Annotated in this window: 16 protein-coding genes; 10 read left to right on the top strand and 6 right to left on the bottom strand. The window is 71.0% G+C overall.

Annotated elements, in window-relative coordinates; translation table 11 throughout:
• The first annotated feature begins 97 nt into the window (after positions 1–97).
• From JWR86_RS11375 to JWR86_RS11365, 3 genes are read left to right on the top strand one after another with little or no spacing between them, the layout of a single operon-like run.
• Positions 98–1021: a DMT family transporter gene (locus JWR86_RS11375; protein ID WP_299565190.1), complete on the top strand. Its 924-nt coding sequence runs from the start codon at positions 98–100 to the stop codon at positions 1019–1021.
• Positions 1018–1848 carry a bifunctional hydroxymethylpyrimidine kinase/phosphomethylpyrimidine kinase gene (thiD, locus tag JWR86_RS11370; RefSeq protein ID WP_299565187.1) on the top strand — a complete coding sequence of 277 codons (831 nt, stop codon included), beginning with the start codon at positions 1018–1020 and terminating at the stop codon, positions 1846–1848. The genes JWR86_RS11375 and thiD overlap by 4 nt, the downstream gene beginning before the upstream one ends.
• A 50-nt stretch (positions 1849–1898) precedes the next feature.
• Positions 1899–2516: an XRE family transcriptional regulator gene (locus JWR86_RS11365; protein WP_299565185.1), complete on the top strand. Its 618-nt coding sequence runs from the start codon at positions 1899–1901 to the stop codon at positions 2514–2516.
• A gap of 13 nt (positions 2517–2529) precedes the next feature.
• Here JWR86_RS11365 and JWR86_RS11360 read toward each other — a convergent pair whose 3' ends face one another.
• From JWR86_RS11360 to JWR86_RS11335, 6 genes are all read right to left on the bottom strand, one after another.
• Positions 2530–3246, bottom strand: coding sequence for a cytochrome b/b6 domain-containing protein (locus JWR86_RS11360; RefSeq protein WP_299565182.1), 717 nt, complete (start codon positions 3244–3246; stop codon positions 2530–2532).
• A 46-nt stretch (positions 3247–3292) separates the two neighbouring features.
• A complete protein-coding gene (locus JWR86_RS11355; protein ID WP_299565180.1) occupies positions 3293–3727 on the bottom strand; it encodes a cytochrome c in 435 nt (144 codons plus the stop codon).
• Positions 3728–3830: 103 nt separating this feature from the next.
• Positions 3831–6146: a xanthine dehydrogenase family protein molybdopterin-binding subunit gene (locus JWR86_RS11350; protein ID WP_299565178.1), complete on the bottom strand. Its 2316-nt coding sequence runs from the start codon at positions 6144–6146 to the stop codon at positions 3831–3833.
• 50 nt (positions 6147–6196) lie between these two features.
• Positions 6197–9403, bottom strand: coding sequence for a multidrug efflux RND transporter permease subunit (locus JWR86_RS11345; protein ID WP_299565175.1), 3207 nt, complete (start codon positions 9401–9403; stop codon positions 6197–6199).
• A 16-nt stretch (positions 9404–9419) separates the two neighbouring features.
• Positions 9420–10553 (bottom strand): efflux RND transporter periplasmic adaptor subunit, encoded by a 1134-nt coding sequence (locus tag JWR86_RS11340; RefSeq protein ID WP_299565172.1) that lies wholly within the window; start codon positions 10551–10553, stop codon positions 9420–9422.
• A gap of 75 nt (positions 10554–10628) precedes the next feature.
• Positions 10629–10973, bottom strand: a complete 345-nt coding sequence (locus JWR86_RS11335) for a rhodanese-like domain-containing protein (RefSeq protein WP_299565169.1) — start codon at positions 10971–10973, stop codon at positions 10629–10631.
• Positions 10974–11170: 197 nt separating this feature from the next.
• Here JWR86_RS11335 and JWR86_RS11330 point away from each other — a divergent pair, with 197 nt between their 5' ends.
• The 7 genes from JWR86_RS11330 to JWR86_RS11300 all read left to right on the top strand — a co-directional run.
• Positions 11171–11449 (top strand): hypothetical protein, encoded by a 279-nt coding sequence (locus JWR86_RS11330; protein WP_299565168.1) that lies wholly within the window; start codon positions 11171–11173, stop codon positions 11447–11449.
• Positions 11450–11569: 120 nt separating this feature from the next.
• A complete protein-coding gene (locus JWR86_RS11325) occupies positions 11570–12403 on the top strand; it encodes an FAD binding domain-containing protein (protein WP_299565165.1) in 834 nt (277 codons plus the stop codon).
• Between the two features lies 1 nt (position 12404).
• Complete coding sequence (locus JWR86_RS11320; RefSeq protein WP_299565163.1) at positions 12405–15203, top strand: molybdopterin cofactor-binding domain-containing protein; 2799 nt, start codon at positions 12405–12407, stop codon at positions 15201–15203.
• Complete coding sequence (locus JWR86_RS11315) at positions 15200–16702, top strand: 6-hydroxynicotinate reductase (RefSeq protein ID WP_299565160.1); 1503 nt, start codon at positions 15200–15202, stop codon at positions 16700–16702. Before JWR86_RS11320 ends, JWR86_RS11315 begins: the two co-directional genes overlap by 4 nt.
• Positions 16699–17586 carry a UPF0280 family protein gene (locus JWR86_RS11310; RefSeq protein ID WP_299565158.1) on the top strand — a complete coding sequence of 296 codons (888 nt, stop codon included), beginning with the start codon at positions 16699–16701 and terminating at the stop codon, positions 17584–17586. Before JWR86_RS11315 ends, JWR86_RS11310 begins: the two co-directional genes overlap by 4 nt.
• Positions 17583–18167 carry an amino acid synthesis family protein gene (locus JWR86_RS11305; RefSeq protein ID WP_299565154.1) on the top strand — a complete coding sequence of 195 codons (585 nt, stop codon included), beginning with the start codon at positions 17583–17585 and terminating at the stop codon, positions 18165–18167. The genes JWR86_RS11310 and JWR86_RS11305 overlap by 4 nt, the downstream gene beginning before the upstream one ends.
• 90 nt (positions 18168–18257) lie before the next feature.
• The coding region (locus JWR86_RS11300; RefSeq protein ID WP_299565152.1) for a DUF1989 domain-containing protein at positions 18258–18461 on the top strand (204 nt) is incomplete at its 3' end.

Below are 18461 nucleotides of genomic sequence, written 5' to 3'. Positions count from 1 at the left end.
CGCCCGCCGCCGCGACGCCGGGCGGATCCCGAAAGGGGTTGATCTTCCGCCGCAAGGGCGGTCAGGAGGATCGGCCCCTCCTGCCCGGCTGTTCCTCGTGACACCCCTTGCCGGCATCGCGCTGAAGGTCCTGTCGGCGCTCGCCTTCACGTTCATGTCCGCGGCCATCAAGTGGCTGGGGGACCGCTACCCGGTCGGCCAGGTGGTGTTCTTCCGCTCGGCCTTCGCGCTCGTGCCTCTCTCCCTGTGGCTCGCCTGGCAGGGCAGCGTGCTGGCCGCCATCCGCACGTCGCAGCCCGGGGGGCACCTGCTGCGCGGGCTCATCTCCACGGCCGGGATGGGGCTCGGCTTCGCGGCGCTGGCGGCCCTGCCGCTCTCCGATGCCATCGCCATCGGCTACGCCTCTCCCCTCATCACGGTGGTCCTGGCCGCGCTGCTGCTCGGCGAGGTGGTCCGCATCTACCGCTGGACCGCCGTCGCGATCGGGTTCCTGGGCGTGCTGGTGATGCTCTATCCCACCCTCGGCAGCGGTGCCGGCGCGGCCGGGTCCGGAGCCGCCTGGGGGGCGATCGCCGCGCTGCTGGCGGCCTGCTGCTCGGCGGCCGCCACCATCCAGGTGCGGCGGCTGACCCGGACGGAGAGGACGGGGGCGATCGTGTTCTATTTCACCCTCCTGTCGACCGGGCTCGGTCTCCTCACATTGGTGTTCGGCTGGCGGCTTCCGGACGGGGCCGATCTGGCCGTGCTGATCGCGACCGGCATCCTGGGCGGCATCGGCCAGATCCTGCAGACGGAGAGCTTCCGGCATGCAGACGCGTCCGTGATCGCCCCCTTCGACTACACCTCCCTGATCTGGGCCCTGCCGATCGGCTGGGTGCTGTTCGGGCAGTTGCCCGACCGCTACGTGCTGGCGGGCGGAATCCTGGTGGCGGGAGCGGGGCTGTTCGTGATCTGGCGGGAGCGCCGGCTCGGGCTCGCCCGGGCCCGCAACGTGGAGAGCGGAGCGCAGAAATCGCTATGACGCCGCAAGATAGGACGCCGGTCGCGCTGACCATCGCCGGCTCGGATTCGGGTGGCGGTGCCGGCATCCAGGCCGACCTCAAGACGTTCTCGGCCCGCGGCGTCTACGGCGCCAGCGTGCTGACGGCGCTCACCGCCCAAAACACGACCGGCGTTCAGGGCGTCCTCGACGTGCCGGCCGCCTTTGTGCGGCAGCAGATGGACAGCGTGTTCGGCGATCTCGGTGTGGCGGCCGTGAAGATCGGCATGCTGTCTCGCCCCGAGACCATCGAGGCCGTGGCGAGCGGCCTCGAGCGGTATCGGGCCCGGAACGTGGTGCTGGACCCGGTGATGGTGGCGACAAGCGGCGACCGGCTCATCTCGCCGGAGGCGGTGGCGGTTCTGCGGCGGCTGCTGCTGCCCCTCTCCGACCTCGTCACCCCCAACCTTCCCGAAGCCGCCGCGCTGCTCGGGGACGCCGCGGTGCCGGAGAGCGAAGCGGAGATGGAGGCCGCCGGCCGCCGGCTCCTGGCCGTGGGCGCCAGGGCAGTGCTGCTGAAAGGCGGGCACGGACACGGCCCGGACAGCGTGGACCTGCTCGTCACCCCGGGCGGCACGGAGCGCTTCGCGGCGCCCCGGCTCCGGACGGTCAACACGCACGGCACCGGCTGCACGCTGTCGGCGGCCATTGCCGCGCATCTCGCCCTCGGCCGGCCGATGCGGGATGCGGTGAGCGGGGCGAAAACCTATCTGACCTCGGCGCTCGAAGCTGCCGACAGGCTCAAGATCGGCCGCGGTTCGGGGCCGGTGCACCATTTCCACGCGTGGTGGCAGCCGCCGTCGCCTTGATCTTTCGAGCCCCAGGCCCTTTCTGCAGGCAAGGGCCGCGAGGAGGCGGGATGGCGATCGAAGGACGGGAACGGGTGCGGGAACTGGAGGCCGGGGCACAGATCCTGTCCGGCCAGCTCGGCAAGACGGTGCAGCGCCTGCGGAAGGCCTACAACCTGTCCCTGTCCGAGCTCGCCGAGCAGTCCGGCGTGGCCAAATCCATCATCAGCCAGATCGAGCGCAACGAGACCAATCCGACGCTCGCCACCATCTGGCGGCTCAGCCAGGCCCTCGACGTCTCGATCGAGCGCGTGCTCGCGAGCGCCGACGACGAGCCTTTCATCGAGAAATCCGGCCGCGGCGAAACGCCGATCCTGGTCTCCGACGACGGCCGCGTGCGACTGGCCATCATCGGCTGGATCAAGACGGTCGAGTGGCTGCAATGGTATGACGTGAGCGCGGAGCCCGGCGGCGTGCTCGATTCCGACGCCCACCAGCGCGGCTCGGTCGAGTGCCTGTCGGTGCGCGAGGGCGAGTTCGAGGTCGAGATCGGCGGCAAGGTGCAGCGAGCGCGGGCCGGCGAAACGCTGCGCTACCGCTGTGACCGGCCGCACACGGTGCGCTGCGTCGGGCCTCAGACCAGCACGGCCACCATGGTCTGCATTCTCAAGGCCGCCGTGATGGAATAGCCGGCGGCGCCGCTCAGAACGGCAGCCCACCGCCGCCGAGCTTCACCGCTCCCAGCACGATCCCGGCCGCCGCCCCAAGGCAGAGGACCGCGCGCAGCCAGGTCGCGGAGGCCGGCCGCATTTCGGGCTGATCCACATAATCGAGTGCCGGCTTCCGGCCCGTCACCATGCTGGCCACCAGCCCGTCGCGCTCCACGACCTGGTACCAGAGATTGACCAGCACGTGCAGGATGGCGAACCCGACCAGCACGTAGAACACAACCCGGTGCCAGCGGGAGAAGAGCCGCTGCACCGGTGTCGGATCGCCGAAATCGAGATTGGCGAAGGGCCCCCCGACGAGGCCGTTCTGGTCCACCGTGAACAGGCCGGTGACGCCCTGCAGGCCGGCGAGCGCCAGGAGGATCAAGATCATCCACGCGCCGAGCGGGTTGTGGCTGAGATACGGGCGCCGGCGTCCGCGCAACAGATCCCGGCCGTAGCGGAGCGCCGTCCAGGGCCAGACCAGCCAGGCCGAAAAGCGCGCCGTCGACGACCCGACGCAGCCCCAGAGCAGGCGGAACACCAGCAGGATCAGGATCGCATAGCCGTTCCAGACGTGCCAGGGCATGCCGGCATCGCCGCGCTGCTGGGTCAGCCACGCGGTGAGGACGAGCAGCACGAGCGACCACTTGAACAGGCGCGTGGGGCCGTCCCAGGCCCGCACGCGGCGGGGCGCGGGCCCCGCGCCCACGCCTCCGGGGCTGCCCCGCCGGGGCGGCGCGACAGTACCCATCCGGTCAGGTCTTGATCCGGAAGCTGTTGTGGCAGGCGTTGCACGCCTTGGTGACCGTGCCGAACGAGGCCCGGAACGTCGCCAGGTCCTTGGTTTCGTCGGCCGCCTGCCGGATGTCCTTGGCCCAGGCATCGAAGGCGGCCCGGAACTCGGCCTGACTTTCCCAGATCTTCGGCCCGGCCGTGGTGTTGCCGCCTGCCTTCGAGGTTTCGGGGAAGTAGGTGTGCATCGTGTCCGCCGCGACGGCATAGACCTTCAGGACCTCCTGGGCCTGGCCGAGGTCGAACGGGATTTCGCCCTTCACCATCTGCGACGCGGTCCGGGTGGCGGCCCCGACCCCCTTCATGGTCTCCCGCCGCTGGGCAATGGGATCGGCTTGCGCGGCCGCCACGGCGGTCAGCGCCAGGAGAGCGGCGCCGGTGAAGAGAAGGCCTTTCATGTCGATCCTCGGTCGCTGATGCCCCGCCGCAGGCGAGGCTGCCTGACGCAAGACGACCCGCAGGACGGATTATTCCGAGCCGCAAGCTCGACCGTTCGGACCGCTATTCGGCGGCCCTCGCCCGCGGGCCGGCGGCCTCGATCGCCGCCCAGACGACGTCCGGCGTGGCCGGCATGTCGATGTGCCGGATGCCGAACGGCGACAGCGCATCGGCGAGGGCGTTCATCACCGCCGGGCAGGAGCCGATCGCGCCCGCCTCGCCGGCCCCCTTGAGGCCGAGAGCGTTGGTCTCGCAGGGAACGTTGCGGGTTTCGAAGCGGATGTCCGGGAAGTCCGCGGCCCGCGGCATCCGGTAATCCATGAAGGACGCCGTCACGAGCTGCCCTTCGGGATCGTAGACCGTGCGCTCAAACAGCGCCTGGCCGATGCCCTGGGCGATGCCGCCATGGACCTGCCCGGCGAGCAGCTTCGGGTTCAGCGTCACGCCGAAATCGTCGACCACGACATAGGACACGAGGTCCACCACCCCGGTCTCGGGATCGACCTCGACCTCGACCACATGCGTGCCGTTGGGGAAGGTCGCGGCGGGAGGCGTCCAGTCGCCGTCGGAGGCGAGGTCCTCGGCCGCCGCCCCCTCCGCGAGGGCCGCGATGTCGACGGCCCGGTCCGTCCCGACCACCCGCACCGCGCCATCCACCAGTTCGAGGTCGGGCATGCCGGCTTCCAGCCTGTCGCCGGCGAGCCGCTTCAGCTTCTCGGCAAGGCCCTTCGAGGCACCGGCCACCGAGGCGCCACCGACCGGGAGCGAGCGCGAGCCGCCCGTGCCGCCGCCGGTCGCGATGCGGTCGCTGTCGCCCTGGACGACGTGGATGCGGTGCAGCGGCAGATCGAGCTCCTGGCTGACGAGCTGGGCATAGGCCGTCTCGTGGCCCTGCCCGTTCGACTGGGTGCCGATCAGCACGGTGACGTCTCCGTCCGGTTCCAGCCGCACGATGCTCTGCTCGCCCGAGCCGCCAGCGCAGGCCTCGACATAGCTCGCCAGGCCGATCCCCCGCAGCTTGCCGGCCCGGGCCGAGGCGGCGCGCCGCGCCGGGAAGCCGGCCCAGTCCGCCCGGGCCATGGCGGCCCGCATATGGCCTTCGAAATCGCCGGAATCGTAGACGTTGCCGGTGGCGGTTCGGTACGGAATCCGGCTCTTCGGGATGAAGTTCAGGGAGCGGAGCGCATCCGGCTCCATCCCGACCTCGCCGGCGATGTAGTCGACAAAGCGCTCGATCGCGTAGGCCGCCTCGGGCCGGCCCGCGCCCCGGTAGGCGTCCACCGGCAAGGTGTGGGTGTAGTAGCCCCGGATCCGGATATGGGCGGCCGGGATGTCGTAGAGCCCCGGCGACATCGGCGCGCCGCTCGCGGCCGGGATGAAGGGCGCGTAGAAGTTCAGGTAGCCGCCCATGTCGGCCTTGAGGTCCACGCGCAGCGCGGTGAACCGGTTCGCGGCGTCGAGCGCCATCTCCAGCGTCGCGATGTTGTCGCGTCCCTGCGCGTCGCCGACGAAATGCTCGCTCCGGTCCGCCGTCCACCTGACCGGCGCCCCAAGCCGCTCGGCGGCGATCATGGCCAGCGGGTATTCGCGGTACGGAAAGTATTTGGTGCCGAAGCCGCCGCCCACGTCCGGCGTCTTCACGTGCAGCCGCTCGGGCTCCACCTTGAGGACGGCGTCGGCCAGCACACCCTTGATGCCGTGCACGCCCTGGCCGCCGAAGGTGAGGGTCCAGCGCCCGGCGGCGCGGTCGTACTCGCCGATGCAGGCCCGGCCTTCCATGTAATTGGTGACGAGCCGGTTGTTCACCAGAGTCAGCGACACGGTCCGGGCCGCCCTGGCGAAGGCCGCATCCACAGCCTCCCCGTCTCCCAGGGCCGTGTCGAAGGCGAGGTTGCCGGGCACGCTCGGGAACACCAGCGGCGCCCCGGCGGCTTCGGCGCCGCGGATGCCGACCACGGCGGCCTTCGGCTCCCAGGTGACCGGGATCGCCTCCGCGGCGTCGCGGGCCTGGATCGGCGTCTCGGCGACCACAAAGGCCACCGCGTCACCGACATGGTGGGTCTCGCGGTCAGCCAGAAGCGGATAGGCCGGCAGGGTCATGGTCCGGCCGTCCTGGTTCGTGACCGGCGCCCCGCAGGGCAGCGTGCCGTAGGGGCCAAGGTCGCGGTGGGTGAGGATCAGCTTGACGCCCGGCATCGCGGCCACGGGGGCCAGGTCGCCGATCCGGAAGCCGGCATGGGCATAGGGGCTGCGCAGCACGTAGGCGTGCAGGGCCCCCTCCGGCGCGATGTCGTCCGTGTAGCGGCCCCCGCCGGTGACGAGCCGGGCGTCCTCCACCCGGTTCACAGCCTGGCCGACACCGAACTTCTTGACCCGCATGACGCGCTCCGCAGGAGAGTGGGTGAGCGTCGCGTCTGGGCCCTCGCCCGTCAATGCGCGTGTTCGGGCACCGTCACGGGAGCCGCCCCGCCCGGGGGTGCCTTGCGCCTCCCCTTGCGGCGCAGCCAGCCGGTGAACAGCTGGATCACCACATAGAACACCGGCGTCAGAAACAGCCCGAACACCGTGGCGCCGATCATGCCGAAGAACACGGCCGTGCCGAGCGCCTGGCGCATTTCCGCCCCGGGCCCGGTTGCGATCACCAGCGGCACCACGCCGAGGATGAAGGCGAAGGCCGTCATCAGGATGGGCCGCAGGCGCAGCCGCGCCGCCTCGACCACGGCGTCGACGGGATTCTTGCCGTCCCGGTCCTCGATCTGCTTGGCGAACTCGACGATCAGGATGGCGTTCTTGGCCGCGAGCCCGATCAGCACCACCAGGCCGATCTGGGTCAGGATGTTGTTGTCCTGCCCCCGCAGCAGCACGCCCCCGAGCGCAGCCAGAACGCCGGTCGGCACCACGAGGATGATGGCGAGCGGCAGCGACCAGCTCTCATACTGGGCCGCCAGGACCAGGAACACGAACAGCACGCCGAGCGCGAACACGAAGATGGCCGTGTTGCCGACCGCGCGCTCCTGATAGGCGAGCTCGGTCCATTCGTAGCCGATCCCCTCGGGCAAGCCGCTGGCGATCTGCTCCATGCTGGTCAGGCCGACGCCGGAGGAGACGCCTGGTGTCGTGCCCCCCTGGACGGGCACCGCCGTGTACATGTTGTAGCGCTGGACGAGGTCCGCCCCGGCCGTGTCCCGGATGGTGACCAGGGAGCCGAGCGGCACCAGCGCGCCGGTCGTGGAGCGCACCTTCAGCCGCAGAATGCTCTCACGCTCTTGCCGGAAGCGCTCGTCGGCCTGGATGCGGACCTGGTACACGCGCCCGAACACGTTGAAATCGTTCACGTAGGCGCCGCCGAGATTGACCTGGAGCGTGTTGAAGATGTTGGCCAGCGGCACATCCAGCATGCGGGCCTTGGTGCGGTCGATGTCGAGGTAGATCTGCGGCGTGTTGTTGCCGAAGGTGGTGAAGACTCGGCTCAGGTTCGGGTTCTGGTTCGCCTGCCCGATCACCTCGCGGGCGGAGGCGAGCAGCCCGGCGAGGCCGCCGCCGATCCGGTCCTGGAGCATCAGCTTGAAGCCGCCCGCATTGCCGAGACCGCGCACGGGCGGCGGCGGCAGGGCGAAGATGGTCGCCTCCTGGATCACCGACAGCTTGCCGATCACCTGGCCGGCAATGGCCTGGGCGGTGAGACCCGGCGTGGTCCGCTCCTCGAAGGGCTTGAGCGGCAGGAACATGACGCCGCCGTTGGTGGCGTTGGTGAAGGTGGCGCCGTTGAACCCCGCGATGGTGATCACGTTGGCGATGCCCGGAACGGTCCGGATGATGCCTTCTGCCCGGTTCATCACGGCATCCGTGCGGGTCAGCGAGGCGCCGTCCGGGAGCTGGATCACGGCGATCAGGTAGCCCTGATCCTGCGCCGGGATGAAGCCGGTCGGCGTGGTCCGGGCCAGGAAGATCGTGCCGGCGATCATGGCGCCGTAGACCGCGAGCATCACAACCCGCATCGCGGTGCCGGCCACGAAGGCGTACACGACCCGCGAATAGGCGTGCGAGACGGCGTCGAAGGCGCGGTTGAAGCCGTTCGCGAGGGCACTGCCCCAGCGCGCCAGAAAGAAGCGCGGCCGGTGGTGTTCGCCCCGGTGCGCCTGCAGCAGCAGCGCGCAGAGGGCCGGCGACAGGGTCAGAGAGTTGAAGGCCGAGATCAGGGTCGCGGCCGCGATGGTGAGCGCGAACTGCCGGTAGAACTGCCCCGAGATGCCCGGGATGAAGGCGGTCGGGATGAACACGGCCGAGAGCACGAGACCGATGGCGATCACGGCCCCGCCGACCTCGTCCATGGTCACGTGGGCCGCCTCGCGCGGCGTCTTGCCCTCCGCGATGTTGCGCTCGACGTTCTCGACGACCACGATCGCGTCATCGACCACGATGCCGATGGCCAGAACCAGTCCGAACAGCGTCAGGTTGTTCAGCGAGAAGCCGAACGCGCTCATCACCGCGAAGGTGCCGATCAGCGACACCGGGATGGCGACGATGGGAATGATCGCGGTGCGCCAGCTCTGCAGGAACACCACGATGACGAGGATGACGAGGATGACCGCCTCGAACAGCGTCTTGTAGACCTCGCGCACCGATTCCGCGATGAACAGCGTCGGGTTGTAGGCGATGCGGTATTCCAGCCCTTTCGGAAACTGCGCCTGAAGCTGCTTCATCTTGTCGATCACGGCCTGTGAGGCGCTGATCGCGTTGGTGCCCGGACGCTGGAACACGCCGATGCCGATGGCCGGCTTGCCGTCCAGATACGAATTCGTGGTGTAGTCGCGGGCTCCGAGTTCGACCCGGGCGATGTCGCGCAGCCGCACCAGGCGGCCGCCGACCGATTTGACGATCACGTCCTGGAACTGGGCGACGCTCTCGAACCGGCCCTGGGTCTGCACCACGAGCTGGAAGGCGCTGTCGCCCGGCGAGGGCGGGCCGCCGAGCGCGCCGCCGGCCACCTGCACGTTCTGCTCCTGGAGGGCGCCGGTGACGTCCGTCGTGGAGAGCCCGTAGGAGGCAAGCCTGTTCGGGTCGAGCCATACCCTGAGCGCGTATTCGCGCGCGCCAAACACCGTGACGTCGCCCACGCCCTCGAGCCGCAGCAGCTCGTCCCGGACCCGGATCAGCGTGTAGTTCGAGATGTAGAGCTGATCGAAGCTGTCGTCGGGCGACAGCATGTGGACCACCAGGAGGAAGTCCGACGACGCCTTTCGGGTCGTCACACCGAGGTTGCGGACCTCCGCCGGTAGTCTCGGCTGCGCCGTGGCCACGCGGTTCTGCACAAGCACGTTCGCCTGGTCCAGGTTGGTGCCGGGCTGGAACGTGATCGTCAGCGTCATGTTGCCGTCGCTGGTCGAATACGACGACATGTAGAGCATGCCCTCGACGCCGTTGATCTCCTGCTCGATGGGGCCGGCGACCGTCGCGGCCACCGTTTCGGCATTGGCGCCCGGGTAGGAGGCCCGGACCGTGATCGTGGGAGGCGCGATCTCCGGATATTGCGCGACGGGCAGCCGCGCATAGGCGACGTAGCCGACCAGCACGAGCAGGATCGACATCACCGAGGCGAAGATCGGCCGGTCGACGAAGAAATGGGCGAATTTCATGGCGGGGTCCGGCGTCTCAGGAGCGCGTCGCCGGCAACTCCTGCCGCTGTGGGGTGACCTTGCCGCCGGCTCTGACCCGCTGCAGGCCGGTGATCACGATCGTCTCGTCGCCGGTGAGCCCAGAGCGGATCAGGCGGTAGCCGTCGATCCGGGACCCCGGCGTCACGACCTTGGAGGCCACCGTGCCGTCCTCGGCCACCGTCCAGACGATGCGCCGGTCCTGGTCGGTGCCGATCGCCTCGTCGGGGACCAGCACGCCGCGCTGCGGCTGCGACCCCGCGATGCGGATCTGCCCAAACAGGCCGGGCACCAGGAAGCCGTCCTTGTTCTCGACCACGGCCCGCGCCCGGATGGTGCCGCTCGCCTGGTCGATGCGGTTGTCCAGGAAGTCGAGCCGCGCCGGCCGCTTCGGCTCGCGCTCATCGGTCACGCCGACGAGAGCCGTATGGACGGGTTCCCGGCCCGCCTGGCGGGCCACCAGCAGATTGCGCGAATAGGCGAGGTAGGACCGCTCGTCGACGTCGAAGTAGAAATAGATCGGATCGAGCGTGACGATCGTGGTCAGCAGCGTCTCGTTGGCGCTGACGAGGTTGCCCTCCGAGATGAGCTTGCGGCCGATGCGGCCGGCGATCGGGGCGCGGATCTCGGTGAAGTTGTAGTTGAGCTGGGCGTTGCGGAGCGCGGCCTCGGCGCTGTCGAGATCGGCCCGGGCGGTGGTGAAGGCTTGGCGGCGCTGATCGACGAGCTGTTCGGCGATGTTGCCGGTGCGCTGCAGCGATTGGGCGCGCTCCAGATCACCCTGCGCGAAGGTGAGGCGGCCCTGCGCGGAGGCGACGCTCGATTTGGCCTGGTCGAGCGCGGCCTGGTAGGGCCGCCGGTCGATGACGAAGAGCACGTCGCCCTTCTTGATGGTCGCGCCGTCCTGAAACCCGACCCGTTCCAGATAGCCCGACACCCGGGCCCTGATCTCGACCGAATCGGCCGCATCGAAGCGGCCGGTAAAGTCGTCGTACTCCACCACGTCCCGGACCACGGGCTTGGCGACCGTCACGGTTGGAGGCGGCCCCCCGGGTGCCTGGGCGAAGCCCGACGTCGGAAGGGTCGGGCCGATCGCCAAGATCAGGCACACGAGAAGGAAGATCTGCCGCATCACGAGCTCACAACGTACACATGCCCATATGGTGCGGCGCCGCATAAGTCAGGTGCGGTGGCGCACACGCTTCCGTCAACTGGACAGGGGTGCGACCTCGCCGCCGGCCGCCAGCCAGCCTTTGAAGCCGGGCGCGAAATGCGCGTCGACGTCCAGTCCGGCCGCCCGGCACGCCTCGACGGCAATGCGCGACCGGACGCCGGCGGCGCAGGAGAACACGAGCTGCCGCCCGTCCTTCACGGGCAGCGCCGAGGGCTGGAAGCGCGACAGCGGCATCGAGATGGAACCCGGGATGACCCCGTTGGCGACTTCCTGCGGCTCGCGAACATCCACGAGCGTGATGCTTCCATCCGCCAATCCGGCTCGGATCTCGGACACGCCGAGATCGCGAATGGGGCCACGAACAGGAGAAGATGTCATGCGTAAGCGCTCCGGCTGAAAGGGAAGCTGCATGCACCGGCGGTTCACGACGACGCCGGCGGCGGCCGCCGATCTTAGCGGGCAGAACTCCGCTTCGCCACGCTCCACCCGCCAAACCGCGCCCCGCACGCCCTTGTCGCAGGCCCTGCGCGCCCCATCTCACCACCTCCGCCGCTCCAGACAGGACCGCCAGGCTGATGACCGAGCCCTCCCCCGCAAGCTGGCGTCCCATCGACTCGGCTCCCAAGGACACGGAGGTCCTGGTCTACACCCGGCCCTGGGGTGCGATCGTCGCGAGCTACAGCGAGGAGTTCGGGAACTGGCTGTCGCGCATGCAGGTGCCGGTCTCGATCCGCGAGGAGAACGAGATGCCGACGCACTGGCAGCCTCTGCCGCCGCCGCCGGACGGGGCGGCGGACGAGGGCCGAGACGGGCACGAGGCCGCCCTGCCGACACAGGCCGCCGCCTCCTCCTGAACCGGCACAACTTGCCCGACGTTTCGGCGGCGGGCCGCTTGACGGCCATCACGGCTGCGGAGATCATTGGTGTACTAACGATCTCTCGCCGGCCCAGTCCCTGGGCCTTGCCGGTGATGCATGTACCTTCGGCCGCGCACCGTCGAAGATTGCTGCTCGGCTCTCGCCGAGGCCCCGGCCGCGATCCTGTCTGGCGGCACTGACTTCTTTCCCGCTCTGGGCGACCGGCCCCGGCCGGAGCGCATTCTGGACCTCTCGGCCGTAGCCGACCTGGCCGCCATCCGGATCCACGACGACCATGTCGCGATCGGCGCCCGGGCGACCTGGAGCGCGATCCGGGACGCCGCCTTGCCGCCCGCGTTCGACGCGCTGCGGGCCGCCGCCCGCGAGGTCGGCTCGGTGCAGATCCAGAACGTCGCCACGCTCGGCGGAAATCTCTGCAACGCCTCCCCGGCCGCCGACGGCGTGCCGCCGCTCCTGCTCCTGGAGGCCGAGCTGGAACTCGTCTCCGCCGGCGGCGTCCGGCAGCTGCCGCTCCCCGAGTTCCTCCTCGGCAATCGCTGCACCGCGCGGCGCCCGGACGAGGTGCTGACCCGCATCCTCGTGCCGCGCGGCCCCGGCACGGCGCGGTCGAGCTTCGTGAAGCTCGGCGCCCGCCGCTATCTCGTCATCTCCATCGTGATGGCGGCCGCCCTCGTGGAGGTCGCGGGGGGGCGCGTCCGGAGCGCCCGGGTCGCCGTCGGCGCCTGCTCCGCTGTGGCCCGCCGGTTGCCGGAGCTCGAAACCGCGCTTGTCGGGCGGGACGCGGACGGGCTCGCCCGGCACGTGCGGCCGGAACATCTGTTCGCGCTTACGCCGATCAGCGACGTCCGGGCCAGCGCCGCCTACCGCGACCAGGCGGCGCTGGAACTGGTCCGGCGCGCGCTCGACCTCTGCCTCGAGGGAGCTGGCTGAGATGGCGGACGGGATCGTCCTCACCGTCAACGGCTGCGAGACCCGCCTCGCCTCGCACCCGGCCACCCGCCTCTCGGCCGCGCTCCGGGACGAGCTTGGGCTCGAGGGCACCAAGGTCGGCTGCGACGCCGGCGATTGCGGCGCCTGCACGGTGCTTCTCGACGGCGAGCCGGTCTGCGCCTGCCTCTGCGCGGCCGGTCAGACCGAGGGCCGAGAGGTTACCACCATCGAGGGGGTCAGCGCCCCATCCGGGGTCGCCGGCCGGCTGCAGGCGGCCTTTCTCCGACACGGCGCCGCCCAATGCGGCTTCTGCACGCCGGGCATGATCATGGCGGCCGCGGCGCTGCTCACCCGGAATCCGGACCCGTCGTCCCGCGAGGTCGAGGACGCCATTGGCGGGGTGCTGTGCCGCTGCACCGGCTACCGCAAGATCGTGGCCGCGATCCTGGACGCCACGGCACCCGCGCCGGCCGCCCCGGTCCCGGCCGGCGCCGCCATCGGGGCGCGGGTCGAACGGCTGGACGGGCGCCGCAAGGTGGAGGGCCGCGACATCTACGGTGCCGACGCCGCCCCGGCCGGCGCGCTCCTGCTGCGCTGCATCCGCAGCCCATTTCATCGCGCCAGCTTTCGCTTCGGCGACCTCGCGGCGTTCCGGGCAGCCCACCCGGGAATCGCCGCGGTGCTGACCGCCGCGGACGTCCCCGGCCGCAACCGCTTCGGCGTGATCGCCTCCTTCATCGACCAGCCGGTCTTCGCCGAAGCCGAGACGCGCTTTCGCGGCGAGGCCGTCGCGGCCGTGGTCGGTGAGCCGGCCGCCATGGTGGCGCTCGACCTCGCGGCCGTGCCGGTGACCTGGACGGAGCTGCCCGCCCTCGACACGCTCGAGGCCGCCCTCGCCCCGCAGGCCGAGCTGCTGCACCCGGATCGGGCGGGAAACATCCTGGTTCGCGGGCGGGTGGTCCGCGGCGACGTGGAGGCGGGCTTGGCCGGGGCCGCGGTGGTCGCCGAAGCCCTGATCGAGACGGGCTTTGTCGAGCATGCGCCGATCGAGCCGGAGGCGGGGTTCGCCCGCCGGGTGGGCGACCGCATCGAGATCCACGCCTGTACGCAGGCGCCGTACATGGACCGGGACGAGGTGGCGGCGATCCTCGGCATCGCGGCCGAGCAGGTCCGCATCGTGCCGAGCGCCGTCGGAGGCGGGTTCGGGACCAAGCTCGACCTCTCCGTCCAGCCCTTTCTGGCAGTGGCCGCCTGGCGCCTCGGCCGACCAGTCCGGATGACTTATTCGCGGCCGGAATCCATGGCGACCACCACCAAGCGCCATCCCGCCCGCATCCACATCCGGGCCGGCGCGGGGCCGGACGGCCGCCTCGTCGCCATCGACGTGGCCGCGGATTTCAACACCGGCGCCTATGCCTCCTGGGGACCCACGGTCGCGAACCGGGTTCCGGTCCACGCCTCCGGGCCCTATTTCGTGCCGCATTACCGCGCGATGAGCCGGGCGGTGCATACCCATCTGGTCCCGGCCGGCGCCTTCCGGGGCTTCGGCGTGCCGCAGGCGACCCTGGCCCAGGAGCAGATCTTCGACGAGCTGGCCGAACGGCTCGGCCTGGACGGGCTCGAGTTCCGCATCCTGAACGCGCTGCGGCCGCAGGATCCGACCGTGACCGGCCAGGTGCTCGGCGAGGGGGTCGGCATCCGGAGCTGTTTCGAGGCGCTGCGGCCGCATTGGCGGCGCGCCCGGGCCGACGCGGAGGCGTTCAACCGCTCGCGCGGGGCGAACGGCCACCTGCGCCGCGGCGCTGGCGTCGCGGGCATGTGGTATGGCTGCGGCAACACCTCCATGTCGAACCCCTCGACCATGCGGATCGGCGTCACGGCGGCGGGCCGCATCGCGCTGCACCAGGGCGCGGTGGATATCGGCCAGGGCTCGAACACGGTCATCGCCCAGATCGCGGCGGACGCGATCGGCGCGCCGCTGGCGGCGATCGACCTCGTCTCCGCCGACACCGACCTCACCCCCGATTGCGGCAAGACCTCCGCATCGCGGCAGACCTTCATCAGCGGCAAGGCCGCGGAACTGGCCGGCCGGGCCCTGCGGCGCAGCATCCTTCGCCTCGCCAATGCCGGCGAGGACGCCCGCCTCAGCTTTGGCGAGGGCGTGATCGTGGTGGAGGACGGGCAGCACCGGGCCGAGCTCCGCCTCGCCAGCATGGCTGCGGACGAGCGCGGCTACGCGCTCTCGGCCGAGGAGAGCTTCGACCCGCCGACCACGCCCCTCGACGCGGACGGCCAGGGCGCGCCCTACGCGGTCTACGGCTTCGGCGCCCACCTCGCCGAGATCGAGGTGGATTTGATGCTCGGCACGGTGCGGGTGCTGAAGATCACGGCCGCGCATGATGTGGGGCGGGCCATCAACCCGACCCTGCTTGAGGGGCAGATCGAGGGCGGCGTGGCGCAGGGACTCGGCCTCGCCCTGATGGAGGAGTTCCATCCGGGCCGGGGCGAGAACCTGCACGACTACCTGATCCCGACGGTCGGCGACGTGCCGCCGATCGAGACCATCCTGATCGAGGACCCGTCCTGGGTCGGCCCGTCCGGAGCCAAGGGCATCGGCGAACAGGCGCTGATCCCGACCGCGCCCGCCATTCTCAACGCCATCCACCACGCGAGCGGCGCCCGAATCCGGCGCGTGCCGGCGACGCCGGACCGGGTGCTGGCCGCGGTCAGAGCCCTCGAGGCGGGTGACGCGCAGAGGCCCGGCGGTCGCCGGCCGGAGCGGGCGGTGGGCCGGGCATGACCGATCCGCAGCCTCCCTCCCCGGCGGGTCCGCCCGACGACCGCATCCGCTGCGATGCCTGCCCGGTGATGTGCTTCATCCGGCCCGGCCAGGCCGGCGCCTGTGACCGCTACGCCAACCAGGCGGGCGAGTTGATCCGGGTCGATCCGCATGTCGTGCTGGAGCGGACCATCGCCGGCCGGGGCAGCATCGTCCCCTTTGCGGGCAGCGGCCGGGAATGGGACGGGCGGGTGGTGGGCGAGCCGGCCGTGTTCGTGACCGCCATCGGCGCCGGCACCACCTACCCGGATTACAAGCCGGCCCCCTTCATCGTCTCCTCCGAGGTGGACGGCGTCGACATGGTCACGGTCGTGACCGAGGGCATCTTCAGCTATTGCGGCGTGAAGGTGAAAATCGACACCGACCGCCATCTCGGGCCCGAGCGCGCCACCGTGCGGGCGGCCGGCGAGGCGGTGGGGCACGTCACCACCGGCGAATACGGCTCGCAGATGCTGTCGCTCGGCGGCGTGCACCACCTCACGGGCGGCTCCAAGAAGGAGGGCCGGGTCGCCTGCGAGACGCTGCTGGCCCTCTGCAACGGCCAGGAGGTCGAACTCGCGGTCGACGAGGGCGCGACCCTCCGCGTCCAGGCCGGGCGACCGCCCCTGGTCAACGGCCACCGCGAGGAGCGCATGCGGGTCGGCTGCGGCTCGGCCACCATCGGCATGTTCGCCAAGCAGTGGGACGGCCGGGTGGACGAGGTGGTGGTGGTGGACGACCACATCACCGGCGTGCTGTCCGAACACCAGGCCGGCAAGGTGCTGGGCATCCGCGAGACCGGCATCAAGATCCGGGGCCGCCGCTCCACCCCGGGCCGCTACTTCCAGGTGGCGCAGCCCGGAACGGGCTGGGGCGGAACGGACATCTCCGATCCGCTCGCCATCCTCGGCCCCTTCGACCCCAAGGTGGCCCGGCCGGGCCTGACGCTGCTGATGATCTCGACAACGGGCGAGCAGCACGCCTTCTACCGGCTGGACGAGGCGCTGCGGCCGGTGGAATGCGATCTGCCGGCCGATCTCCGGCGCTCGGTGGACCTGATCGAGGAGAATTGCGAGCCCGCGCTGGCCACCGTGCTGTTCATGGGCGGCGCCGGCGGCTCGCTGCGGGCCGGCGTCACCGAGAACCCGGTTCGGCTCACCCGCTCGGTCAAGGAGGCCCTCACGGTGGTCACCTGTGGCGGTGCGCCGACCTATGTCTGGCCGGGCGGCGGCATCACCTTCATGGTCGACGTGTCGCGTGTGCCGCCGAACGCCTTTGGCTATGTGCCGACGCCGGCGCTGGTGGCCCCGATCGAGTTCTCCCTGCCGCTCCGCGATTACGAGGCGCTGGGCGGCCATGTCGGCGAGGTGCGCCGGCTGTCGGAGGTCCGGGCGCCGGGCCCGCCGCGGCGGGCGCTGCCGCAGCACGAGGACAACCCCTGGCCGCTTGCCGGCCCTCCGGGCGCGCGGAGATCGGCATGATCGCTCCCGCCGCCAGCCTCCGCGCCGACGGCCGCCGCCTGCACCTGCAGCATGGGCCGATCGACCTGATCGTGGCGGTGACCGGCGACCCGGCGGCAATCCGATCCGCCTACGGGCGGGCGACGGCCCGGTTCGCGACCGTTCTGGAGGAGCTCTGCGGCGAACTGCCGGACTTGCGACGGCCGGTCGACGGCACGCCGTGCCGGCTTGCCGGAACCGTGGCCCGGCGCATGCATGCAGCGGTCCGGCCCCATGCCGCGCAAGGCTTCATCACGCCGATGGCGGCGGTCGCCGGCGCGGTCGCCGAGGAGATCCTGCTCGCCATGACGGCCGAGGCCGGGCTGCTGCAAGCGGCCGTCAACAACGGCGGCGACATCGCGCTCCACCTCGCGCCCGGCGAGGAGATCCGCATCGGGCTGGTCGACCAGCCGGATGCGCCGCGCCTCATCGGAACCACGACGATCCGGGCGGTGGACGGGATCCGGGGCGTGGCCACCAGCGGCTGGCGCGGCCGCAGCTTCTCGCTCGGCATCGCGGACGCGGTCACGATCCTGGCCCGGACCGCAGCCGAGGCCGATGCGGCCGCGACTGTCGTGGCGAATGCGGTCGACCTGCCGGGCCACCCGAACATCCTCCGCCGCCCGGCCTCCGCGTTGCAGCACGACACCGATCTTGGCACCCGGCCCGTGGTGCGGGGGGTGGGCCCGCTCGCCCCGGGCGAGATCGAGCACGCCCTCTGCCGCGGGGTGGCGGTCGCGCGCGCCCTCATCGGGCGCGGGCTGATCGCAGCCGCGGCCTTGCACCTGCAGGGCAGAACGGTCACGGCGGGGGATGCCCCGTTCGGGCTCGACGGCCCCGAGACGCGCGAGGACATCGCCGCATGACAGCCGAGATCCGCAAGCTCCTCACCGTGGTCGAGGAGACCCGCACGGAAATGGGCCGCCCCGTGGACCCGCCCGTCCGGCGCGCGGCCGCCATCGCGGTGATCCGCAATCCCTTCGCGGGCCGCTACCAGGAAGACTTGGCCGAGCTGGTGGCCGTCGGGGAGGAACTCGGCGCCCTCTTGACCGAGCGGGCGGTCGCGGCGCTCGGCATTCCGGGCAGCTCCGTCCAGAGCTACGGCAAGGCGGCGGCGGTCGGCGAGGACGGCGAGCTCGAACACGCGGCAGCGATCCTCCATCCGAAGCTCGGCGCGCCCGTGCGGGCGGCGCTCGGCGGCGGCGCGGCCCTGATCCCCTCCTCCAAGAAGCGCGGCGGACCGGGCGTCCCTCTGGACATCCCGCTCGGCCACAAGGACGCGGCTTTCGTGCGGAGCCATTTTGACGGCATGGAGGTGCGGGTCACCGACGCGCCCCGGCGTGACGAGATCGTGGTCGCAGTCGCAGTCGCGGCCGGCGGCCGGCCGCTGCCGCGAATCGGCGGGCTGACGACGGCTGAGATCGTCGGCAAGGACGGGCTGAGATAGGTCGAGCGACACGACCTTCGCAGAGACGGCATCTACATCACGAGCTGACGACCTGGAGCAAACGCGATGAGACTGGCAAGAGAAGACGTGATGCCCCCGAAGACCGGCCTCGCCGTCGAGGTGAAGGCGGGACAGCACCTCCGCATCACCGACCTCGAAGGCAAGCAGGTCGTCGACATGGCCCTGTTCAACTTGGCGAACCTGCGCGAGAAACTGTCGACGTCCTATTCACGCACGCGTTACGTACCGGCTCCCGGGACGCCCTATATTCCGCGCGACAAGCTCTCCGTCGGC

Origin of the sequence: Enterovirga sp. (assembly GCF_028290205.1) — a bacterium.
Lineage (GTDB): Bacteria > Pseudomonadota > Alphaproteobacteria > Rhizobiales > Beijerinckiaceae > Enterovirga.
This window is presented reverse-complemented; position numbering and strand designations above follow the sequence as displayed.